Raw genomic sequence first — 19,144 nt, 5'->3', positions numbered from 1 at the left:
CTCATTACGCATGCTTGTCATTGCTCCTGATTACTGTGCGTTCTTCAGGTTGGTCAGGTCCGGAGCTTCGCCGAACCATTTCTTGTAAATCTCCTCGTACTTGCCGTTCTCGATGATCTTCTTGATCGCCGGGTCCAGCTTCGCCTTCAGGTCACTGCCCTTCGGGTACAGGATGCCGTAATACTCGGAGCCGAAATTCTCCTTGTCCGTGATGCCCACCAGCTTCATCTTCGGATTGTTCTTGATGTATTCCCGTACAATCGCGATGTCGGCTACAACCGCGTCGGCTCCGCCGTTATCCAGCTCCATCATGGCTACCGCGTTGCTGTCGAACCGCTTCAGGTCCGTGTTGCCAACGCCCATAATGCCGCTCATGAGCTCATCGGCGGTAGTGGCCGTCTGCACAGCAACCTTCTTGTCCTTCAAGTCCAGCGCGCTCTTGATGTCGCTGCCTTCCTTCACCATGATCATGTTCGTCGACTCAAAATAGGGAACCGAGAAATCATAGGTCTGCTTGCGGTCGTCAGTGATCGATACGGAGGACAGGCCGGCCTTGTATTCCGTTCCCTGCTTCACGCTCTCCAGCATCGTATCCCAGCCCGTGTTGACGACTTCGTATTTAATACCGGCTTCTTCCGCAACAGCGGCAATAAAGTCGATGTCAAAGCCCTTAATTGTATCCTTGTCCATATACTCCATCGGCGCATATGTAGCATCGCTCGCGAATTTAATCACTTCACCGTCTCCGCCGGAGCCGGAACTCGAGTTATCCGATCCGCAGCCTGCCAAAGCCAGCACCAGAATCGCGATCAAAGCTGACATGATCCATTTATTTGTACCCTTCATCTCTCAATCCCCCCAATGATTTATCTATTAACATACAGAGATTTTAACAGAATAAAGCATGGATGACAATTATCATTTCTCCATTGTGTCATGTTACATAACATTTATCGGAAGTTTGTAACATTCTGAGCCGTGCTGAAACGCTCCGTGCAGCTACTGACAGCCGTCCTTTAGGCCGCACGGGCATTTCCCGGAAAATGGAGAAAAGAATACGCAAGATACTGATACATTCTGATATTTGCCGCAAAAAAAGACACTCCCGGTTGAAGTAACCGAAAGTGCCTTTGCATTTATCTAAGCTTATGCGCCTGCCTATGCGCCGATCAGAAGGTGAGATCTCCGTCATAGGAGGCGATCAGGCGGTACAGCTCCGGCCGCCGGTCGCGGAAAATCCCCCATTCGATCCGGCCGGTCTCCAGCGCATCCAGATCGAAGTCGGCCACGAGCACGGCTTCCTCGTCGCGTCCGGCTTCAGCTACCTTGTTGCCCTGCGGTCCGGCAATGAACGAAGAGCCGTAGAAGTTGATGCTCGAGTCTTCATCCTCTTCGCGGCCGATCCGGTTGGACGCCACGACGGGAATGAGATTGGATGCGGCATGGCCGAGCATGCACATCTGCCAGTGATCCTTGGAATCGATGGCGCTGTCCTGCGGCTCCGAGCCGATAGCCGTCGGGTAGAACAGCAGCTCGGCGCCCATCAGTGCCATGACGCGCGCCGCTTCGGGATACCACTGATCCCAGCATACGCCGACGCCGATTTTGGCGTAGCGCGTGTTCCATACCTTGAACCCGGTGTCGCCAGGGTTGAAGTAGAATTTCTCCTCATAACCCGGACCGTCCGGGATATGACTCTTGCGGTACTTGCCCAGCACGGTTCCGTCTGCGTCGATGACGGCGAGCGAATTGTAGCGGGCATAGTTCTTCTTCTCGTAGAAGCTGATCGGCAGAACCACCTTCAGCTCTTCCGCCACTTCCTTGAAGTGGTTCACAGCCTTGTTCTGCTCCAGCTCCGTTGCATACACATAGTAATCCGACTTCTCCTTCTGGCAGAAGTACGGGGTCTCGAACAGCTCCTGCAGCAGGATAATCTGGGCACCCTGCGCAGCTGCTTCCCGGACGAGCCGGTCCGCCTTCGCGATGTTCTCTTCTATATTGGTGGAGCAGCTCATTTGCGTCGCCGCTACTGTTACTTTTCTCAAAGTGTTCAGCCTCCCTGCTGTCTAAGTTGGATAAATGTGATCAATCGTCCGTCTTACGTACGGCCTTCTTTACACCCTATTGCCGCTTGCTGCCGGCATTTGCTGGGTGAGGCAGTGCACATTGCCGCCTTCACGGATAACCGCGAGTCCGTTCACCGTCTTGACCTTGCGGTCCGGGAACAGGCGCGTAAGCGTCTGCTCCGCCGCCGCATCGGTCTCCGGCGCGCCGAAGACGGGCAGGATAATGCCGCCGTTGACGAAATAGAAATTGAGGTAGCTCAGCGTCAGGCGGCTGTCCTCATAGTCGGCGCGCGGCGGCTGCTGGATGGTGATGACCTCCAGCTTCCGTCCCTGCGCATCCGTCGCCTCTTCCAGAATCCGCAGATTCTCCTGCGTGATGGCATAATTCTCGTCCTGCGGATCGTCGCATACTTGCAGGATGACCTTGCCGGGAGCCGCGAAGCAGGCGATATTGTCGACATGCCCGTCCGTCTCGTCGCCGCTCAGGCCCCGCTTCAGCCAGATGATCTTCTCTACGCCGGTATACTGGCGCAAATATTCCTCGATATCGCCGCGTCCGAGTCCCGGGTTGCGATTCGGGTTCAGCAGGCACTCCTCGGTTGTAATCAGCGTGCCTTCGCCGTCCGTATGGAGCGAGCCGCCTTCCATGACCAGCGGCGCGTCGAACCGCGTGGCCTTGACCGATTCCAAAATTTGAGGCGCAACCTTATCGTCCAGATCCCACGGCGAATATTTCCCGCCCCAGGCGTTGAACTTCCAGTTCACACCAGCCAGCTGTCCGGCCGGATCGACGAGGAAGGTCGGCCCGTTGTCGCGAATCCACGCGTCGCTGTGCGCGATCGGCTCATAGGCGACGCCCGGTCTGCCCACGATTCGCATCACCTGCTCCTGCTCACCCGGATTGACAATTACAGTCACCGGCTCGAACTCAGCGATCGCCCGGATGATTTCGGCATAGCCCTGGCATACGGATTCATGCTGGTCCGGATAGCACATGGAATCTTGCACCGGCCACGAAATGAACGTGCGCTCATGCGGCGCCCATTCGGGCGGCATTTTATAGTAGAAAATAGTTGGATTCATGTAGTTAGCCCGCCTTGCAATTAGGATAGGACACGCGCTCACCTGCGCATTCCTCACCCATCATACAATAATATCAATCCGCACTCAAACTCAATTCAGGGGGCAATATTACTCGGACGCAAGGCCGAAGCGGGCAGCTTGTACTTCCCGCATAACTCAAAAACAGGCGACCCGCCGAATGCCGTCTGCCGGCTCTTCCTGCGTATCGCCCGTTTGGATGCCTGACTTCTTCACTTCGACTTGCGCGCTAACGGAATGTCAGACGATCTCGATTTCCTTGATCGTATCACCTGTGAAGCTCTTGACGGTATATTTCCCGCCCTCCAGCACCGCATACGAATTCGGATAATTCTCTTTCGGCAGAGAGATGGAGCCCGGATTCAGCACATAAATGCCGTCCTTCTTGTCCGCTACCGGCACATGGGTATGGCCCTGGATAAAAATATCACCAGGCTGCAGCTCCGGCAGATTATCGATGCTGAACCCGTGTCCGTGGGTGACGTAGATGCGTCTTCCATCTGCCCACAACTGCGCGTAGTCGCCCATCATCGGGAACGCCAGCAGCATCTGGTCTACCTCGGCGTCGCAGTTACCCCGGACAGCCGCCGTAATCCTTCCCTTGATGGCATTCAGCTCCTTCGCCACGCCTTGGGGATCATACCCTTCGGGAAGCGGATTGCGGGGGCCGTGATACAGGAAATCTCCGAGGAATACGAGCCCGTCCGGCGTCTCCTCGTTAACCTTCTCAAGCGCAAGCTTCAGCCAGTGGAGCGATCCGTGAATGTCGGAGATGAACATCAGTTTCATCGAATTCATTCCTTTCGTCAAGGATAAACGCCTGGGGTGTTCTTTAGACGCCTCAGCGTTTATCGGGTAATAAAAAGCCAATAATTAGCGCTGTATACCATCATACACCAATCCACCAGACGAAGGGTAAATGTCCCGGCAGCGGCGCCTCTCCGGCCGGATTGCGGCTTCCGCCCGTGCAGGCGGGCAGCTCCCGTCAAGGATGCGGCTGACAGCACAGAGCCGGCAGCGCGGGACTGGCGCGGCTTGCGGCCGATAGCGCGACCGGCATAGAGTCCCCCTCGGCCGGGGGGACAGCGATGTACTTACGGGATTGCCGGGGCACTTCCGGAAAAAAGGCGCCCGCTTGGGCGCCTCATGTTCGGCTTCTATGATGAAAACTTACGGCAGATTGGACGAGCCCATCAGGTAGCGGTCGACTTCGCGGGCAGCCTGACGGCCTTCGCTGATCGCCCACACGATAAGGCTCTGACCGCGGCGCATATCGCCGGCGGCGAAGACGCCTTCCACATTGGTCGTATGCACGCCGTATTCGGCTTTGACGTTCGTGCGCTCATCGCGTTCCACACCGAACTGCGACGCCGCTGTGTCTTCCGGGCCGGTGAAGCCGAGCGCCAGCAGCACGAGCTGCGCCGGAATCACTTCTTCGCTGCCCGGAACCTCTCTCGGTACCACGCGGCCTTCCTCATTGCGGGCCCACTCGATCTTGACCGTACGCAGCTCCTTCACGTGGCCGTTTCCGTCGCCGACGAAGCCCTTCGTCGATACAAGATACCGGCGCGGGTCCTCGTGGTATACGGCCTTCGCCTCAACCTGGCCGTAATCCACCTTCAGCACCTTCGGGAATTCCGGCCACGGATTGTTCGGCTGGCGGGTAGCAGGAGCCTGGGGCATAATCTCCAGCTGGATCACGCTCTTGCAGCCGTGACGCAGCGAGGTGCCTACGCAGTCGGTACCGGTGTCGCCGCCGCCGATTACGACGACATCCTTGCCGGCAGCGGACAGATACTCACCGTCCTTCAGGTCGGAGTCAAGCAGGCTCTTCGTGTTCAGCGTCAGGAACTCCATCGCCTGATAGATGCCGGACAGCTCACGGCCTTCAATCTGCAGATCGCGTCCCTTGGTCGATCCGCCGCAGAGAACGACTGCGTCATAACCGGCCTTCAGCTCATCCGCCGAAATGTCTCTGCCGACTTCGGTTCCGGTAACGAACTCAACGCCTTCCGCCGCGAGCAGGTCAACGCGCCGCTGCACTTTCTTCTTGTCGAGCTTCATGTTCGGGATGCCGTATGTCAGCAGCCCGCCAATGCGGTCGGCCCGCTCATAGACGGTCACGGTATGACCCGCCTTGTTGAGCTGCGCCGCGCAGGCCATACCCGCCGGTCCGGAGCCGACCACAGCCACCTTCTTGCCCGTGCGGGCGAGCGGCGGCTCGGGCTTGATCCAGCCCATTTCAAATCCCTTGTCTACAATCGCCTTCTCGATCGAGCGAATGGCAACCGGCTGGCCGTTCATGCCAACGGTGCAGGAGCCTTCGCAGGGCGCAGGGCAGACGCGGCTTGTGAATTCAGGGAAGTTGTTCGTCTTGTGCAACCGTTTCAGGGCCACTTCCCAATTGTCTTTGAAGACCATATCATTCCATTCCGGAATCAAATTGTGAAGCGGACAGCCCGCAGCCATGCCGGACAGCACACGCCCTACATGGCAGAACGGCGTTCCGCAGTCCATACAGCGCGCACTCTGCTCGCGCAGCTTCTCTTCGCTCAGCGGCACCGAAAATTCATCCCAATTCTTGATACGCTCAAGCGCGTCGCATTCGCCGGGGGTTACCCGCGCATATTCCAGAAATCCCGTAGCTTTACCCATCCCTGTCATCCTCCGTGTTAGGTAGATTGGCCGCCTTCGTCGGCCGCGATTCCTTCTAGATGCCGCTTACACCAAGGACTTCAGTCCCTCCGGGCGTCTGTTGTATGACGCAGTAAAGCAGCGAAGCGGCAGGCTGCAGCCGGTCTACTGCCCCGGCTCATGGTTGTCCGCCACATTTAAAATTAGAAGTAATAAGAAGTGAATCCATATTAACATCCGCTTTCACGTTCCGAACGTGAGCAATGTCACCTTTTCCCCGAACTGAGAACATCATTTTAGCATTCTCACACAAATTTCAAATTTGAATCTTTAAAAACATGTCCATTCAGACCGGTCACGGCGAGATAACAGGGTCTTGTTAGGCTGGATGGTCCTGAAGCTCGCCGCCGAGGAACTAATTGCCTGTACTTTCATAACGCTTCAAACCGGTCTTCAGCAGAAGCAGCGCCACAGAGACGACATAGACCGCCACAAACGGACTCATCCATCCGTAAATAACCCACTCCTCCTTGCCGAACAGAGAACGGCGGCCGGGAAGAAACTGCCTAAATTAAATCTGGAAGTTATTATATTTTATTGCTGCAAGTCTGCATACTGTACCTTTTAGTGGAAAATTCCGAACGCGCCACCATCCCTCTTCATGTCAAAAAATCTTCATGTCAAAAAAGCACTCCCGCCTGCGGCGGAAGTGCTTGCCTCTGGTAAGCGGCGGGAGCGCTCCGGTTGCCCGGCTCCGCCGCTTCACTATAACGTCAATTCGTTACGGGAATCAGAGAACGGCCAGCACCGTCATTCCGATGCCGCTGATCGTTATCTTGCCGTCTTCCAGCGCGGAAATGGACTCTGCGCCAAGCAGCGGCTGCCACGAGCCGAGCTTCGGAATCGGAAGCGCCACTTCGCCCGGCACAGCGCTATAGATGACCAGCAGATGCTCCGCCTGGTCGCCTCCGGCATGACCGCGAAGCGTATACGCGATGACGTCTGCCGGCGATGCCTCGAAGACCAGCTTCGCGCGGATCTCTTCCGCGCTCCGCATGCGGAACGCCGGATGCGCGCGGCGCAGCCCGATCAGCTTCTTGACATAGGCGACCTCATCCTGAAGCGCGGCACAGCGCTCCCAGTCGATCCGGTTGATCTCGACAGGACTCTTATAGCTGTTCTCCACGCCGTTCTTCGTCCGCATGAACTCCTGGCCGGCATGCAGGAACGGAATGCCCTGGCTCATCACGACCATTGCCGTCGCAAGCCGGTGCATAGCGCGAAGCTCTGCCTCCGTAACTTCCCCCGCCGACAGCACCAGCTTATCCCAGAGGGTGTGATTGTCGTGGCACTCCACGTAATTGACGCTTTGCTGTGGCTCCTGCACGAACTGATGGATGCCCGGCGCATAGGGAATCCCCCCGGCGATGCCCGCCATCACCTCTTGCTTGGGCACGGGTCCGCCGCTGACAAACCCTTTGACGTCATGCAGGAAAATGTCGCCCTTCACTACATCGCGGAATCTGTCGTTGAACTGGCCGATGAGCGGAATCGCCTCGCTATTATGCTGGCTTGCCTTGCGCTCTGGCGCAAGCTCCGTGTCAAGGTCCCAGCCTTCGCCGATCATCATGATGGACGGATCGATCTCCGAGAGCCGCCGCCGGATTTCGTTGATCGTATCCACGTCCATCAGTCCCATCAGGTCGAACCGGAATCCGTCGAACTTGTACTCCTTCGCCCAGTACAGGACGGAGTCCGCAATGAAGCGGGACATCATCTTCCGCTCGGTGGCGCAGTCGTTGCCGCAGCCCGAGCCGTTAGCGAGGCTGCCGTCCGGCTTATACCGCAAATAGTAGCCGGGTACAAGCTTCGTGAAATTGACGCGGTATCCGTCGTAGACATGATTGTAGACGACATCCATAATAACGCGCACTCCACGGTCATGAAGGCTCTGGATCAGCTCCTTGAGCTCCCGGATTCGGGACGCCGGTTCATAAGGATCGGTAGCATAGGAGCCCTCCGGAACGTTATAGTTCTTCGGGTCATATCCCCAATTGTAGTGGGGGAGGTCGAGCTTCGTCTCATCCACGCTTTCCGTGGCGTAATCATACACCGGCAGCAGTTGCACATGAGTAACGCCCAGGTCCGCGATATGATCGAGTCCGGTTAAAATCCCCCCCGGGCCCCGCGTCCCGTTCTCCGCAAGCCCGGCGAACAGACCTTTGTGCCGGATACCACTTTCAGGATGAATCGAATAATCCATCACATGCAGCTCATAAATGACGGCATCAACCGGGTTCCCGAATGCCGGCATCCTGCCAGACCATCCCTCCGGGTCCGTCTTCCGCAGATCCAGAATGGCGCCGCGGTCGCCGTTGACGCCGACAGCTCTGGCATAGGGGTCCGCCGCTTCGTTCCACTGGCCTTCAATCATCACACGGTAAGTATAGTACTTGCCTTCCAGATCACCTGTTACGCTTGCGGTCCACGTACCGCCGGTCCCCCGGTCCATGGAGATCACTCTTTCGGGTTCTCCCTGCCAGGAAGCATACAGAACAAGCTCAGCCTGCTCCGAGGTCGGGGCCCACAATCGGAAAGACGATTGCTCCGGGGCATAGCTCAGCCCCAAATCATCTCCGTCATAACCGAACAGCTCATCAAAACGTTCATCGAAGACCGAAACTCCGCCAGTTACCGCGGAATCGCCGTAGCGAATCGGTTCATCCATCTCCCTTTGTACCGACAATCCAGACACCTCTCCTTTATCCCATAGCACTTAAGGAGGCGTGCCCCTCCCAGTGCAAACGTTTCTACAACTTTCACCCGGGATTATACAATGGGGGAAGTTGGCTGTCAAACCAACTTCCCCCTACGTTTTCTGCAAAATAAGTCATTCTATTTTCAAGCCATCATCCGTTGACTGCTATTCGATCCGCAGAGCTACCATGGACAGCACGTCCGCGTTCCCGGCATAGCTGATCCTTCGCTCCCGGCTCGGGATAAAGACGCCTTCTCCGCGCCTTAAGCCGTTATCCTGAACTAGAAGCAGCGGCCCCTGTTCCGTCAACTCGTACCCGATCCCGACGGTCCAGTGGTAGTCGAAGTCATAGCGCCCTCTCCAGCGAAAGGACAACCATTTATCGAACTTGACGGCGACCGGTCGTTCCGCGTCGATCTCAGCCTTATATTGGTCGAAATTGTTAAAACGCCTCGTCCCGATAACCCGGGATTGCCCGAGCGAGTCTCGAAGAAACGCTCTCATTCCCCTGGTATAAGCAGCAGCGCTCATTCCCCAGGGCCGTCCTCCATATCTTCGGTATAAATGATTCATTTGATTCTCTTTGGAACCAAAACGTTCCAGCCCGATTCTTCCGGACACCCCGAGACGGCGCCCCCAGTACTCCGCGATCGCAGCCATCGTCGCCGGTCCGCATGCCGATGAAGATGAATGAACGCCGGGAGCCCACTGGGTATACGGTTCTACATTCAGTCTGCGGCCATGGAAGTCCGTCATCAGGGCATCGCTTCCATTCGGGCGCGGAGCACCCTTTCAATCTCGGAGGAGAGAAAAGGCTTGCTGATGAAATCCCGCATGCCGACAGCCATGCAGCGCTCCCGGTCCTCCTTGCCGGCATAGGCCGTGACCGCCACAATGTAGGGCAGCCGGTCCGCAGGCAGCATGCCCCGAAGGCGGGCAGCCGCCGTCAATCCGCTCATGACCGGCATCTGGACATCCATGAAGATCACGTCATAGTGGCCTTCCATGGCGGCGCGGATGGCCTCCTCGCCGTTCTCCGTGAGGTCGGCCTCGTACCCTCGCTTCTGCAGAATGGTGCTTAGCAGCTTCCGGTTGACGGGCTGATCCTCCGCGATCAGGATGCGGAGCGGGCCGAACTTCGGTCCGGCGGGCGGCTGCCCGGAGGACTCGTCCCGGTCTGCGGAGGCTGCTTTATCCCCGTTCACCGCCTGCTCTCCGTCTTCCTCCCGCTCCAGCGTATCGGCCGGCAGGGTGAAGTAGAAGTCCGAGCCCTGTTCCGGAGCGCTCTCCACGCCGATCATGCCTCCCATGAGCTCGACCAGTTTCTTGCAGATGGCAAGCCCGAGGCCGGTTCCGCCATATTTGCGGTTGATGGACGGATGCAGCTGGGAAAATGACTGGAACAGGAGCGGCAGCTTCTCCGGCGCGATCCCGATCCCGGTGTCCCGGACATACACAGTCAGCGCATATTGGCCCGGCGAGCCTCCATATTCCGCGCCGACTTCAATCTTGATTGACCCGGATTCTGTGAACTTCACCGCATTGCTGATCAGGTTCACCAGAATTTGCCGCACCCGGGCGGCATCTCCCACGATTACCTCGGGAACTTCCGGCCCCATGCTTCCGGAGAGGTCCAGATTCTTCTCCCGGGCTTTGGCCCGGAAGAGCTCGATCACGCTCTCCAGCACCTCTCCCGGAGCATAGGGCTCACGGGTGATCGCCATTTTGCCCGCTTCAATCTTGCTGAAGTCCAGCACTTCATTCAGGATATTCAGCAGCGAGTCGCTGCTGTCGCCAATAATCTCCACATAGGCGCGCTGCTCCTCGTTCAGTCCCGTCTGCGACAGCAGCTCGGTCATGCCCATGATGCCGTTCATCGGCGTGCGCAGCTCATGGCTCATGATTGCCAGGAACTCCGACTTGGCCTGGTCCGCCTTCTCCGCTGATTCCTTCGCCTGGAGAATTTCCCGCTCGTCCGTAATGTCGCGGAAGACAATGACCGCGCCTACATAGTCGCCTTTGTCAAGCAGCGGCGTCAGCTGGTAAGATGCCAGAAAGCTTGTGCCGTCTCTTCGCCACAGCACGGCCTCCTTGCCCTGATGGGAGACACCGCTTCCGATCGCCTTAAGCAGCGGAGCCTCCTCCGGCAAATAAGGGGTGCCGTCCAGCGCAGTCTGGTGAATGATATCCCGGTAAGAGCGCCCGAGAATATCGTCATACTCGAAATCGAGCATATACGCCCCGGCCGGATTGATGAACGTCACCCTGCCTTCGCGGTCGAGGCCGAAAATGCCTTCGGAGACCGCATTCAGAATAAGCGTGTATTCATTGCCCAGCTTCTCGATCTGCTCCACATAGCGGGTGCGTTCCGTAATATCACGCGAAATGCCGTAGACGCCTACGACCAGGCCGCCCACGATCATCGGAATATTCGTGGTGTTGATTTCGATTTCATGACCGTCTTTATGAATGATGGTCAGGTCGTAGTTTTGAGGATAGCCCTGCGCCGCAAGATTGAAGTGGTAAAGCGTCTTTTCGATATCTTTTTCCGCGACAATGGGACCGAAGTACATGCCGATCAGCTCATCAAGCGCATAGCCGGTCAGAGCCTCCAGATTGACGTTGGCCGTCAAATAGTCGCCTTCCAGATTCATCGAGTACACGGCGGAAGGATTATATTCGAACAGGGATTTGTAACGCTGCTCGCTCTCCTGGAGCATCGATTCGAATTGCTTACGCTCGGTGATGTCCCGGCAGATGGCGAGAAGCTCCTTGGTTCCGTCCTCTCCGAGGATGTAGCGGCTGTTCGTCTCAAACCAGACATACTCCCCGTCCTTGCGGCGGTACCGGTACGTGATGGGAGGGTTGACGCCGGAATGCGGGGTCTGCTCCTCGGCCTGCTTCACCCGCAGCAGATCGTCGGGATGAAGATAGGCATAGGCGTTCATCCCCACTATTTCCTCAGGCTCGTAGCCAAGCAGCGTCCGGCTGGCCGGTGAACAGTACAGGATGGTGTTTCCCGACGGGTCGATGCGGGTAATCAAATCCAGGGAATTCTCCAGAGTCAGCCGGTTGTTCCGCTCACTCTGCCTAAGCTGGCGCTCGATCTCCATCCGCTCGGAAATATCCTGCATCATGCCTACGAGCCGGCCGGGCTGCCCGCCGGGGCCGGGAACGGGTTCCCACTGGGAGTGCACATCGATCATCCGGCCATCCGACAGCAGCAGGCGGAATGAGACCTCCCCCGCAATACCTTGTCCGAAAGCTTCACCGGCCTTTTGATCCAGCTCGGGAAGATCCTGTGCATCGACATGCAGTCTGAACTGGTCATAAGCAATCTCGCCCTCGGGCAGAGAGTAATCGCTTAGGCGGCGAGCCGCCTCTGAGAACTGCAGCTTCCGCTTGTTCATATCCCACATCCAGGAGCCGACCTTGGCCACCTTCTGTGCGACCGCAAGCGCGAATTCGCTCTCCATGCGTTCATTCACGCTGCTCGCAATGCACAGTATCCGGGACAGACTGCCATCCGGGCCGGCGATATTCTGGAAGGAGATCTCGAACCAGACAAATTGGCCGTCCTTATGGCGCACCCGCCGGATGCGTGTGCTTCGGCCCAACTCTTCCAAGGGCAGCGCATTCAGCTCTTCCCCTTCTTCGGGAAAATAGTAACCGAGCCGATTCGTGCCGATCAGCTCCTCAGGCTCAAAGCCCAGCAGCGGCTTGCACGAGGGCGACACGAAGGTCAGCGTACCGTCGGGCATGCTGATAGAGAAAATGTTCATCGGACTCTTGGTAATGAGATGGTACAGGTCCTGGCTGTCGACCATCGCCTGCTTGTCCGCCAGCCGGCCGCCGATATCCTCGGCATACAGCAAAATCCCGGCCCGGGAATTGCCCGGCTCGGCCCACATATACCGGAGGGACAGCCGACGGGTGCGCCCTCCGCCCAGAAGCAGCTGAAGATCTCTTTCGTGTACACTGTCCGGAGAAGGGAGACACGCCCGGATCTCCGCATACCGGGGAAGCCCGGGGAAGCGGCTCTCAACCAGAGCTTCCGGGCATTCCAGAAGGGTGCAGAACGCTTCGTTCGCCTTCAGCCGCGGCTCTCCCTCTTCTCTGAAGAGTGCTATCCCGATTGGGGCTTTCATCAAGATCCGGTCATATATCGAATCATTATCCGCCAAGTGGTGGTCCATTCCATCAGGACTCCTTTCTCTTGCAACCCGTGATTCGGTCATTATCCAGAGTAAGACTGTTCAGGCTGAAGCAGATCGGGAGGCGATTCAGCCCGCGCGCAGGCGCCGGAGAAAGGAGCGGAGAGCCCGGCAGCCGTTGACAGCGGAAGCACCCGAAGTCCGGGCTGCTGCCAGGACTTCGGGTGCTTCACGAGCTTCGGTATGATGATTTCATATTCAGACGCCAAGCGAGCCTCTCCGGGCCTGAACACCCTTAAGGTCCCGTATGCCTCTCCGGTAACCGCTGCTTGCTTCTTTTCGGCGCTGCAGGACAGTCTCCATATACAGAAATCCGATCGTCCACAGCAGCATGGCGTAACGGAAAGGAGTGACGCGAGTACGCAGCTTCAACAGCTCATAATGATTGATAACCTTGGTATAGGCTACGATCTCTTCCTTGTCGCGGGAAGCCGGCGAGCCGTGATGCAGCAGCTTCAGCTCCGGATTCACGATCATCGGACCGTGGAGCCCCGCCAAATACGACAGGTACAAATCCTCGCCCAGGCTGTAACCGTTCAGCCAATCCACCAGCTGCACGTCGCGAAGCGACGCCTTCTTGAAGCACATGTTGCAGCCGTGAAGAAATTCCGTCCGGAACACCTTCTTCTGCCGATTCCACAGATTCATCGCGGAGGCAAATCCGCTGTACGACAGTTTGCCGGGCGCCAGACGGCTTCGGCCGCTGGCCAGCATCAGCAGTCTCCCTTTCAGGGAACAAGAGAACTTCTGGTCGACTCCGCCAACGGCGACGACATCCGGATACTGCTGAAAGGTCCTCAAAAGACCGGCCAGGTAACCTTCATCCAGCTCGACATCATCATCCAGGAACAGAAGTGTTTCATAACGGGCGTTCTTCACTGCAAAAATCCGGGATCTCAGCAACCCCGCCTCATCCCGCTTTTTCCGATAGTAGACCAGCTCCATACCGGAGGGAAGTTCCCGCCTGATCTCGTCCAGCCAGGACTCTTCGGTATCGCCGTCGTCGACAATCATAATTTCGACCGGCGAACCTTCCATATCCCGCTGCCTAAAAATTGAACTCAGACATATGCGCAGGTCCTCATGCCGGTTTCGGGTACAAATAGCTACCGACAGCGTCATAGAATCGCTCAAACTCCCCACCCTTTCTTCAGGAAATCAACTGCAGAGGCAATCTGCGCACCGGCCTTGGATGAATACTGCGAGCTATCACACACAGCTTCATGAGTCACAAGCCAAACGGCGTATGGATTTGGCACAGCCAATCCTCCGCCGCAGTATTTCCGGTATTCGCGCAATTTTTTTGTATTTACCCTTTATTGTGCAGGTCTAAACATAAAAATCAAGTTATTCATGATTTTTATCACTTTCTGCGTTTCACTCCAAGGGTTCGGGAACGAGATGAAGTTCCTTTCTGCGCCCGCCGGTAAGCCATTACTTTCCTGTACATTGATTTGTTGGAAAGCTGGTTAAAGATATACGGGTCCGGATTGGTGTTGACCTCGATGATCCAGGGAGTCAGCATATGATCAAGCCCGATATCGACGCCAAGCTGCTTAAAGCCCGGATAATGCCGCTGAAGGAAGCGGCCGATGTCCCCTCCGAGCCGTTTCAGCCGCTTCATTACGATCTCCTGCTGGGCGGCGCTCATATGCGGGGAGAGAAGCTTCTCGACCGCTGTCGGCTTGCCTCCGGCATGATAGTTGGTCACGATCTTCCCTTTGGCCGCCACCCTTCCGATCAGCCCTGTCGTCTCCCATTTGCCCTTGGGGCTGAGCTGGACCATAACGCGAATGTCGAACCGGCGGCCGCCTACCTTGAGCAGATTGATCCCTCTCTGGATCAAATAACGCCGGCCCCGGGTCGCCGTGTTGAGCGACTGGTAAAAAGCTTCGAAGGTGCTGAAGGTCCGGGCTTTGGTTCCTTGCTGATAGCGGTACGTGACTCCCGAGGAATCAGCCCGCCGCTCCACCCGCATGACGCCGTTGCCATAGGTTCCGACCTCGGGCTTCACATATACCATGCCGTATTTGTCCAGCATCCGCTTGGCGCTGTCCCGGTTAAGCTTGACCGTCTCTGGAATCAGCACCGCAATCTCCGGGCTGCGAAGCAGGACCTTCGTCTTAATCCATTTGCTCGTTAATGTAGATTTCACTTTCATTCCCCTCTGCCACACTCCTTGTGCTCCTGCCAAAATTATTCTCCAAGGTAAGCTATGCGGCAGAGTCCGCTTTGGCATTGGGTAGACGCCTCAGGCGCCCGAAAGTTGGGTATCCTTTGCCGAACCGGCGGCATATCATGCAGAAGAACTGGCATCCGAAGCGGAATGGAGGGGGAGCTGTGAAGATTTGCATGATCGCGCCGGGCCGCTTTCCGCTTCCGGGCAGCGGGTCTGTGGAAATTTGCATTTGGGAGACGGCCAGACGGCTTGCGGTCCGTCATGACGTCACCGTTATCAGCCGCCGCTTCCCGGGGCTCTCCCACCAGGAGAAGCGGGAGGGCGTAAGGCTGCTCCGCTTGCCCGCCGATATGCCCGGCCTCTATCTCGCCGAGGCGCTGAACATCATTCGGAGCGGGAATTTCGGAATTGTTCAGGTCGACAACCGGCCGCATGTCGCGGCCGCCGTCAAAGAGGCCCTGCCCCGCACACCGGTCGTCCTCTTTCTGCACTCGCTGACGTTCGTTCCGCAAGAAGCGAAGGTACGAAGAAGCCTCAGCTTCGCCGATCTGATCGCCGTCAACAGCCGATCACTGGCGGACCGCCTGCTGCGCCGCTTCCCTAGCTTGCTCCCGCCGCTTCGTGTCGTGCCCCTGGGGGCCGATCTCTCCCGCTTCTCGCCGCTCTCCGCGCAGCAGCGCCAGCAGACGCGCCGGGAACTGCAGCTGCCCCGCCGCTTCACGGTTCTCTTCACGGGCAGGCTGATTCCCCGCAAGGGGGCGGATGTCCTGATCCGGGCGGCGGCGCTCCTGAACAGACGCCGGCCTGTCCAGCTGATCATTGCCGGATCGGGGAACCCATCCTACGAGCGCAGACTGAAACGGCTGGCGAAGCGGCTGCGCCTCCCCGTGATTTTTGCCGGCGGCATTCCCCACAGCGACATTCACCGGCTCTATCAGGCCGCCGACTGCTTCGTCTGCCCCTCGCAGCGGCATGAGTCGTTCGGCCTTGTCAATGTAGAGGCGATGGCGGCCGCCCTTCCGGTCATCGCTTCCCGGATCGGGGGCATCGGGGAAGTCATCGAGCACGGCCGGACCGGCCTGCTCGTTGACCGCTACCGCGAAGCCTCCGCCTTCGCCCGGGCGATCGAGAGCCTTGCGCGCGCTCCGAAGACCGCCGCCGCAATGGGACTTGAAGGCCGGCGCACCGCCCTTAAGGCGTTCGACTGGGAGCGCACGGCATCCAGGCTGGAGCTGCTCTTTGCCGGGCTCTGCCGCGCCCGGGAGCATTCCCCTGCGCGCAGGGAGTACGACGCCCCATCCGGAAGCCGGGACAGCCTGCCCACCCGTTCTCTTCAGGGCAGCCATACGCTTCCAGAAATGCTGTGACTTTATTCGCTTATATCTAGTCTTATACGTTGTATAATCGATTTGTAAGCGTTGCCATTCCGAATAACCATACAGCGCCTAAGTCGGCAACACCCTGCATATTCTTCAGATCCAGAAAGGGTGGATTGTTATGTTAATGCTCGAAATTATCGTAAGACCGGAGAAAGCGGATGAAGTGATGGAGGAACTGCTGCTCGCAGGATTCCCATCCATCAGTAAAATGGATATATTGGGGCGCGGCAAGCAGAAAGGCATCCAGGTGGGCACGAACCATTACAACCAGATCTCCAAGAAGATGCTGATGATGGTCATTCATGAGGATGACAAGGAAGAGGTTGTCGATATCGTGAAGCGGACGGCAAGAACAGGCGATAACGGCTCCTTCGGCGACGGCAAAATATTTGTTCTGCCGGTTCTGGAAGCGTATACAATCAGCACGGGCAAAAAAGAACTGTAATCATCAGGTGGCGAAGTGCCCGGGCGGAACCTTACCAGACCCCAATTCTGCATGGGCGTTGGCGATGTCGGCAGCAGGGCAAGCGCCTGTTCTCTCCCAAGGATGAGCACCTTACCGGACCTCCTTCGGACAACAGACGTTTGCCGATAAAAACATATAGATAATAAATAGGGAGGCTCCCCCGAAAGCTATTGCAAGCTTCGGAGGAGCCTCCCTATTCTATGCCTAGAACAGCAGCCCGATAACGGTGAGCACCAGTCCCACGATAAAGCCGCATACCGCGCCGTTGACGCGAATCCACTGCAAGTCCTTTCCGATTTTCTCCTCCAGCATGGCGACAAGGCTCGCATCGTCCATCTTGTCGAGATTCTCCTTAACCAGCACTCCCAGGCGGTAATGGTTTGCGCCCACGAAGCCGATCAGCGAGGAGCGGATTCTTCCTTCGTATTCCTCGATCCACTCCCGCTCCTCGGCTGCCCGCCGGAGCAGCGTGGCATAGGCGGCGAACAGCTTCCGCCCGCCGGCTGCCCGGTCTTCCTCCAGCAGCCGGATGCCCACGGCGCGGATTTCCTCCATCCGGGCGAGCAGGAACGCGCCCGTCTCCTCCGCCTGAAGAGCACGGACAGCCCAATCGCTCAGCGACTTCATCTTCTCTTCGTCGTTCACGAACTGGAACAGCGCTACCCGGATCTCGCGGACAATTCCTTCCCGATAGACGCTGTCCTCGGCCTGCATGTCGCGGATGGCGGAACGCAGCATGTTCTGCAGCAGATCGCCGAGCATATCCTCGTCGACGAAGCCGACGAAAGCCTGGAAGGCCATACCCTTAAACCCGCCGAGCTTCACCTCGGACAGCTTGGAGGCCGCAAGGCTTCCCAGCATCGTCTGTGTCTCGGGCTTTGCGATCCACGCATCGGCCTGCGCAAGCCCGTAATCCAGCGCCTCCATGTCCTTGCCGTCCTGCAGCAGCCGCATCACGCCCTTGTCGGCGATATCCTTGAGATCGGCTCTGCGCACATAGTCGGCCAGCGCCGACTGAAGGAACGGCAGTGCCTTCTCCACGGGAATCCGGCCGGCCAGCTCGGCCGCCCGGTCCAGAATCTCCATTCTTGCCTTCTTCCGGCCGAGAAACCGCGTCAGCATCGCGGAGGCCAGCGACAGGAACCGGATGCCGCGCAGCTTGTTCTCGATGCTCTCTTTATTCAGCAGCTCGTTCTCCATGGCGGAGATCAGCGACTGGACGATTTTGTCCCGGTTCTTCAGCAACAGTGATGTATGCGGAATCTTCAGTCCGAGCGGATGGCGGAACAGCGCCGTCACCGCGAACCAGTCGGCGATGCCGCCGACAAGCCCTGCCTCGAAGCCGCCGCGCAGCAGCTCCACCGCCGTATTGTCGGGGAGAAGCAGCGTGATCAGGAACCCGAGCGCCATGACCGCTAGCGATATCGTAGCCAAATTTCTGGATTTCATTGATTGCCCCCTGCCTTCAGTACCTTTTCCGAATGATTAAGCTGGACATAAGACCGAAATCGGCCGGGAAGATAGCCCGGCGGTCTTACGTAACACACATTGTACCACGAACCCTACCTGTTTTCGAAACAGACCTGAGACGGGGATTATGCATGTAAAAGGCGGGCACGCCAACAAGCCGCCCAGGCTGACTAGCGCCAGGGTGGCTTGTTTTGGGGAAGCAGCGGCGAAGGTACGGCCGCCGCTATTCCACGTTGCTGTGCTGCTTGAACGCCGCGGCGTTATCGACGCCGCGTGACTCCGCGTAGCACAGGCAGACCGCGTCCAGCACGAGGTGGACGCATTGGTCAAACAGCGAGCCGAGCGGCTGCACGCTCGCGCTCTCGCCTTCCCGGCGGTGCTTCGTCGCCGCCGGAATAGCAAGCACCCGCGCGGCCGACCGGGCGAGCGGGGATTCAGTGTCGGTCGTCAGGGCGATGACCGACACGCCAAGCTCCCGCGCCTTCTCTGCGGTCCAGACGACGCTATGCGTCGTTCCGGAGCCGGAGACGGCGACCAGATAATCGCCCGCGGCGATCGAGGGTGTGATCGTCTCTCCGATCACGTACGAGGTCGCGCCGAGGTGCATCAGCCTCATGGCGAAGGATTTGGCCATCAGGCCCGAGCGGCCTTCGCCGGCAACAAAGATCCGGGGCGCGCCCGCCAGAAGGGCGGCCGTATCATTAATGGCGCTCTCGTCTACCCGCGCCAGCACATCACCGGCTTCCGAGAGTATGGTCATCAGCTTGTTCATATTCGTTCAGTCTCTCCTTCTCTGTTCGGAATTAAATTGAACCCATCTGCCTCCGGAAGCATTCGGCTGAACCCAAGGCCGTAGTCCGGACGGCATTTCGCCAGT

Annotated in this window: 15 protein-coding genes; 2 read left to right on the top strand and 13 right to left on the bottom strand. The window is 57.8% G+C overall.

Annotated elements, in window-relative coordinates:
- Window positions 1-30: 30 nt before the first annotated feature.
- The 11 genes from PSTEL_RS02030 to PSTEL_RS01980 form a co-directional block, all read right to left on the bottom strand.
- Window positions 31-846 (bottom strand): basic amino acid ABC transporter substrate-binding protein, encoded by an 816-nt coding sequence (locus tag PSTEL_RS02030; protein ID WP_038693149.1) that lies wholly within the window; start codon window positions 844-846, stop codon window positions 31-33.
- Between the two features lie 323 nt (window positions 847-1,169).
- Window positions 1,170-2,045 (bottom strand): N-carbamoylputrescine amidase, encoded by an 876-nt coding sequence (gene aguB / locus PSTEL_RS02025; protein WP_038693148.1) that lies wholly within the window; start codon window positions 2,043-2,045, stop codon window positions 1,170-1,172.
- A gap of 69 nt (window positions 2,046-2,114) precedes the next feature.
- The gene (locus PSTEL_RS02020; protein ID WP_038693147.1) at window positions 2,115-3,149 is read right to left on the bottom strand and encodes an agmatine deiminase family protein; all 1,035 of its coding nucleotides are present in this window, start codon (window positions 3,147-3,149) and stop codon (window positions 2,115-2,117) included.
- A 258-nt stretch (window positions 3,150-3,407) separates the two neighbouring features.
- Complete coding sequence (yfcE, locus tag PSTEL_RS02015; protein ID WP_038693146.1) at window positions 3,408-3,956, bottom strand: phosphodiesterase; 549 nt, start codon at window positions 3,954-3,956, stop codon at window positions 3,408-3,410.
- 381 nt (window positions 3,957-4,337) lie between these two features.
- A complete protein-coding gene (locus PSTEL_RS02010) occupies window positions 4,338-5,822 on the bottom strand; it encodes a glutamate synthase subunit beta (protein WP_038693145.1) in 1,485 nt (494 codons plus the stop codon).
- Between the two features lie 769 nt (window positions 5,823-6,591).
- Window positions 6,592-8,547: a type I pullulanase gene (pulA, locus tag PSTEL_RS02005; RefSeq protein ID WP_038693144.1), complete on the bottom strand. Its 1,956-nt coding sequence runs from the start codon at window positions 8,545-8,547 to the stop codon at window positions 6,592-6,594.
- 177 nt (window positions 8,548-8,724) lie between these two features.
- Complete coding sequence (locus PSTEL_RS02000; protein ID WP_038693143.1) at window positions 8,725-9,315, bottom strand: C39 family peptidase; 591 nt, start codon at window positions 9,313-9,315, stop codon at window positions 8,725-8,727.
- Window positions 9,315-12,755 carry a PAS domain-containing hybrid sensor histidine kinase/response regulator gene (locus PSTEL_RS01995; RefSeq protein WP_052098128.1) on the bottom strand — a complete coding sequence of 1,147 codons (3,441 nt, stop codon included), beginning with the start codon at window positions 12,753-12,755 and terminating at the stop codon, window positions 9,315-9,317. Before PSTEL_RS01995 ends, PSTEL_RS02000 begins: the two co-directional genes overlap by 1 nt.
- A 41-nt stretch (window positions 12,756-12,796) precedes the next feature.
- Window positions 12,797-12,982 carry a hypothetical protein gene (locus tag PSTEL_RS01990; protein WP_038693142.1) on the bottom strand — a complete coding sequence of 62 codons (186 nt, stop codon included), beginning with the start codon at window positions 12,980-12,982 and terminating at the stop codon, window positions 12,797-12,799.
- Window positions 12,972-13,895, bottom strand: a complete 924-nt coding sequence (locus tag PSTEL_RS01985) for a glycosyltransferase family A protein (RefSeq protein WP_084064584.1) — start codon at window positions 13,893-13,895, stop codon at window positions 12,972-12,974. Before PSTEL_RS01985 ends, PSTEL_RS01990 begins: the two co-directional genes overlap by 11 nt.
- A gap of 241 nt (window positions 13,896-14,136) precedes the next feature.
- A complete protein-coding gene (locus PSTEL_RS01980; RefSeq protein WP_052098126.1) occupies window positions 14,137-14,934 on the bottom strand; it encodes a YheC/YheD family protein in 798 nt (265 codons plus the stop codon).
- A 137-nt stretch (window positions 14,935-15,071) separates the two neighbouring features.
- On the opposite strand from PSTEL_RS01980, the gene PSTEL_RS01975 reads away from it, so the two are divergent.
- On the top strand, window positions 15,072-16,319 hold the full coding sequence (locus PSTEL_RS01975; RefSeq protein WP_245625052.1) for a glycosyltransferase family 4 protein: 1,248 nt from the start codon (window positions 15,072-15,074) through the stop codon (window positions 16,317-16,319).
- Window positions 16,320-16,449: 130 nt separating this feature from the next.
- The gene (locus PSTEL_RS01970; RefSeq protein WP_038693141.1) at window positions 16,450-16,776 is read left to right on the top strand and encodes a P-II family nitrogen regulator; all 327 of its coding nucleotides are present in this window, start codon (window positions 16,450-16,452) and stop codon (window positions 16,774-16,776) included.
- Between the two features lie 225 nt (window positions 16,777-17,001).
- Here the strand turns inward: PSTEL_RS01970 and PSTEL_RS01965 are convergent, their stop codons facing one another.
- Window positions 17,002-18,246, bottom strand: a complete 1,245-nt coding sequence (locus PSTEL_RS01965; RefSeq protein ID WP_038693140.1) for a DUF445 domain-containing protein — start codon at window positions 18,244-18,246, stop codon at window positions 17,002-17,004.
- A gap of 244 nt (window positions 18,247-18,490) precedes the next feature.
- Complete coding sequence (gene hxlB / locus PSTEL_RS01960) at window positions 18,491-19,039, bottom strand: 6-phospho-3-hexuloisomerase (RefSeq protein WP_038693139.1); 549 nt, start codon at window positions 19,037-19,039, stop codon at window positions 18,491-18,493.
- Between the last annotated feature and the right edge of the window lie 105 nt (window positions 19,040-19,144).

The organism is Paenibacillus stellifer, assembly GCF_000758685.1.
Taxonomy (GTDB): Bacteria; Bacillota; Bacilli; order Paenibacillales; family Paenibacillaceae; genus Paenibacillus_AQ; species Paenibacillus_AQ stellifer.
Note: the sequence above shows the minus strand (reverse complement) of the source record. Positions and strands in the feature narration are given on the sequence as shown.

What these genes read in the sequence shown, in the direction of transcription:
- PSTEL_RS01975 (WP_245625052.1), top strand. Translation starts at nt 15,072, where the DNA reads ATGCAGAAGAACTGGCATCCGAAGCGGAATGGAGGGGGAGCTGTGAAG.
- PSTEL_RS01965 (WP_038693140.1), bottom strand. Translation starts at nt 18,246, where the DNA reads ATGAAATCCAGAAATTTGGCTACGATATCGCTAGCGGTCATGGCGCTC.
- PSTEL_RS01995 (WP_052098128.1), bottom strand. Translation starts at nt 12,755, where the DNA reads ATGGACCACCACTTGGCGGATAATGATTCGATATATGACCGGATCTTG.
- yfcE (WP_038693146.1), bottom strand. Translation starts at nt 3,956, where the DNA reads ATGAAACTGATGTTCATCTCCGACATTCACGGATCGCTCCACTGGCTG.
- PSTEL_RS01970 (WP_038693141.1), top strand. Translation starts at nt 16,450, where the DNA reads ATGTTAATGCTCGAAATTATCGTAAGACCGGAGAAAGCGGATGAAGTG.
- PSTEL_RS02000 (WP_038693143.1), bottom strand. Translation starts at nt 9,315, where the DNA reads ATGACGGACTTCCATGGCCGCAGACTGAATGTAGAACCGTATACCCAG.
- PSTEL_RS01985 (WP_084064584.1), bottom strand. Translation starts at nt 13,895, where the DNA reads ATGACGCTGTCGGTAGCTATTTGTACCCGAAACCGGCATGAGGACCTG.
- PSTEL_RS01980 (WP_052098126.1), bottom strand. Translation starts at nt 14,934, where the DNA reads ATGAAAGTGAAATCTACATTAACGAGCAAATGGATTAAGACGAAGGTC.
- PSTEL_RS02030 (WP_038693149.1), bottom strand. Translation starts at nt 846, where the DNA reads ATGAAGGGTACAAATAAATGGATCATGTCAGCTTTGATCGCGATTCTG.
- hxlB (WP_038693139.1), bottom strand. Translation starts at nt 19,039, where the DNA reads ATGAACAAGCTGATGACCATACTCTCGGAAGCCGGTGATGTGCTGGCG.
- PSTEL_RS02020 (WP_038693147.1), bottom strand. Translation starts at nt 3,149, where the DNA reads ATGAATCCAACTATTTTCTACTATAAAATGCCGCCCGAATGGGCGCCG.
- PSTEL_RS02010 (WP_038693145.1), bottom strand. Translation starts at nt 5,822, where the DNA reads ATGGGTAAAGCTACGGGATTTCTGGAATATGCGCGGGTAACCCCCGGC.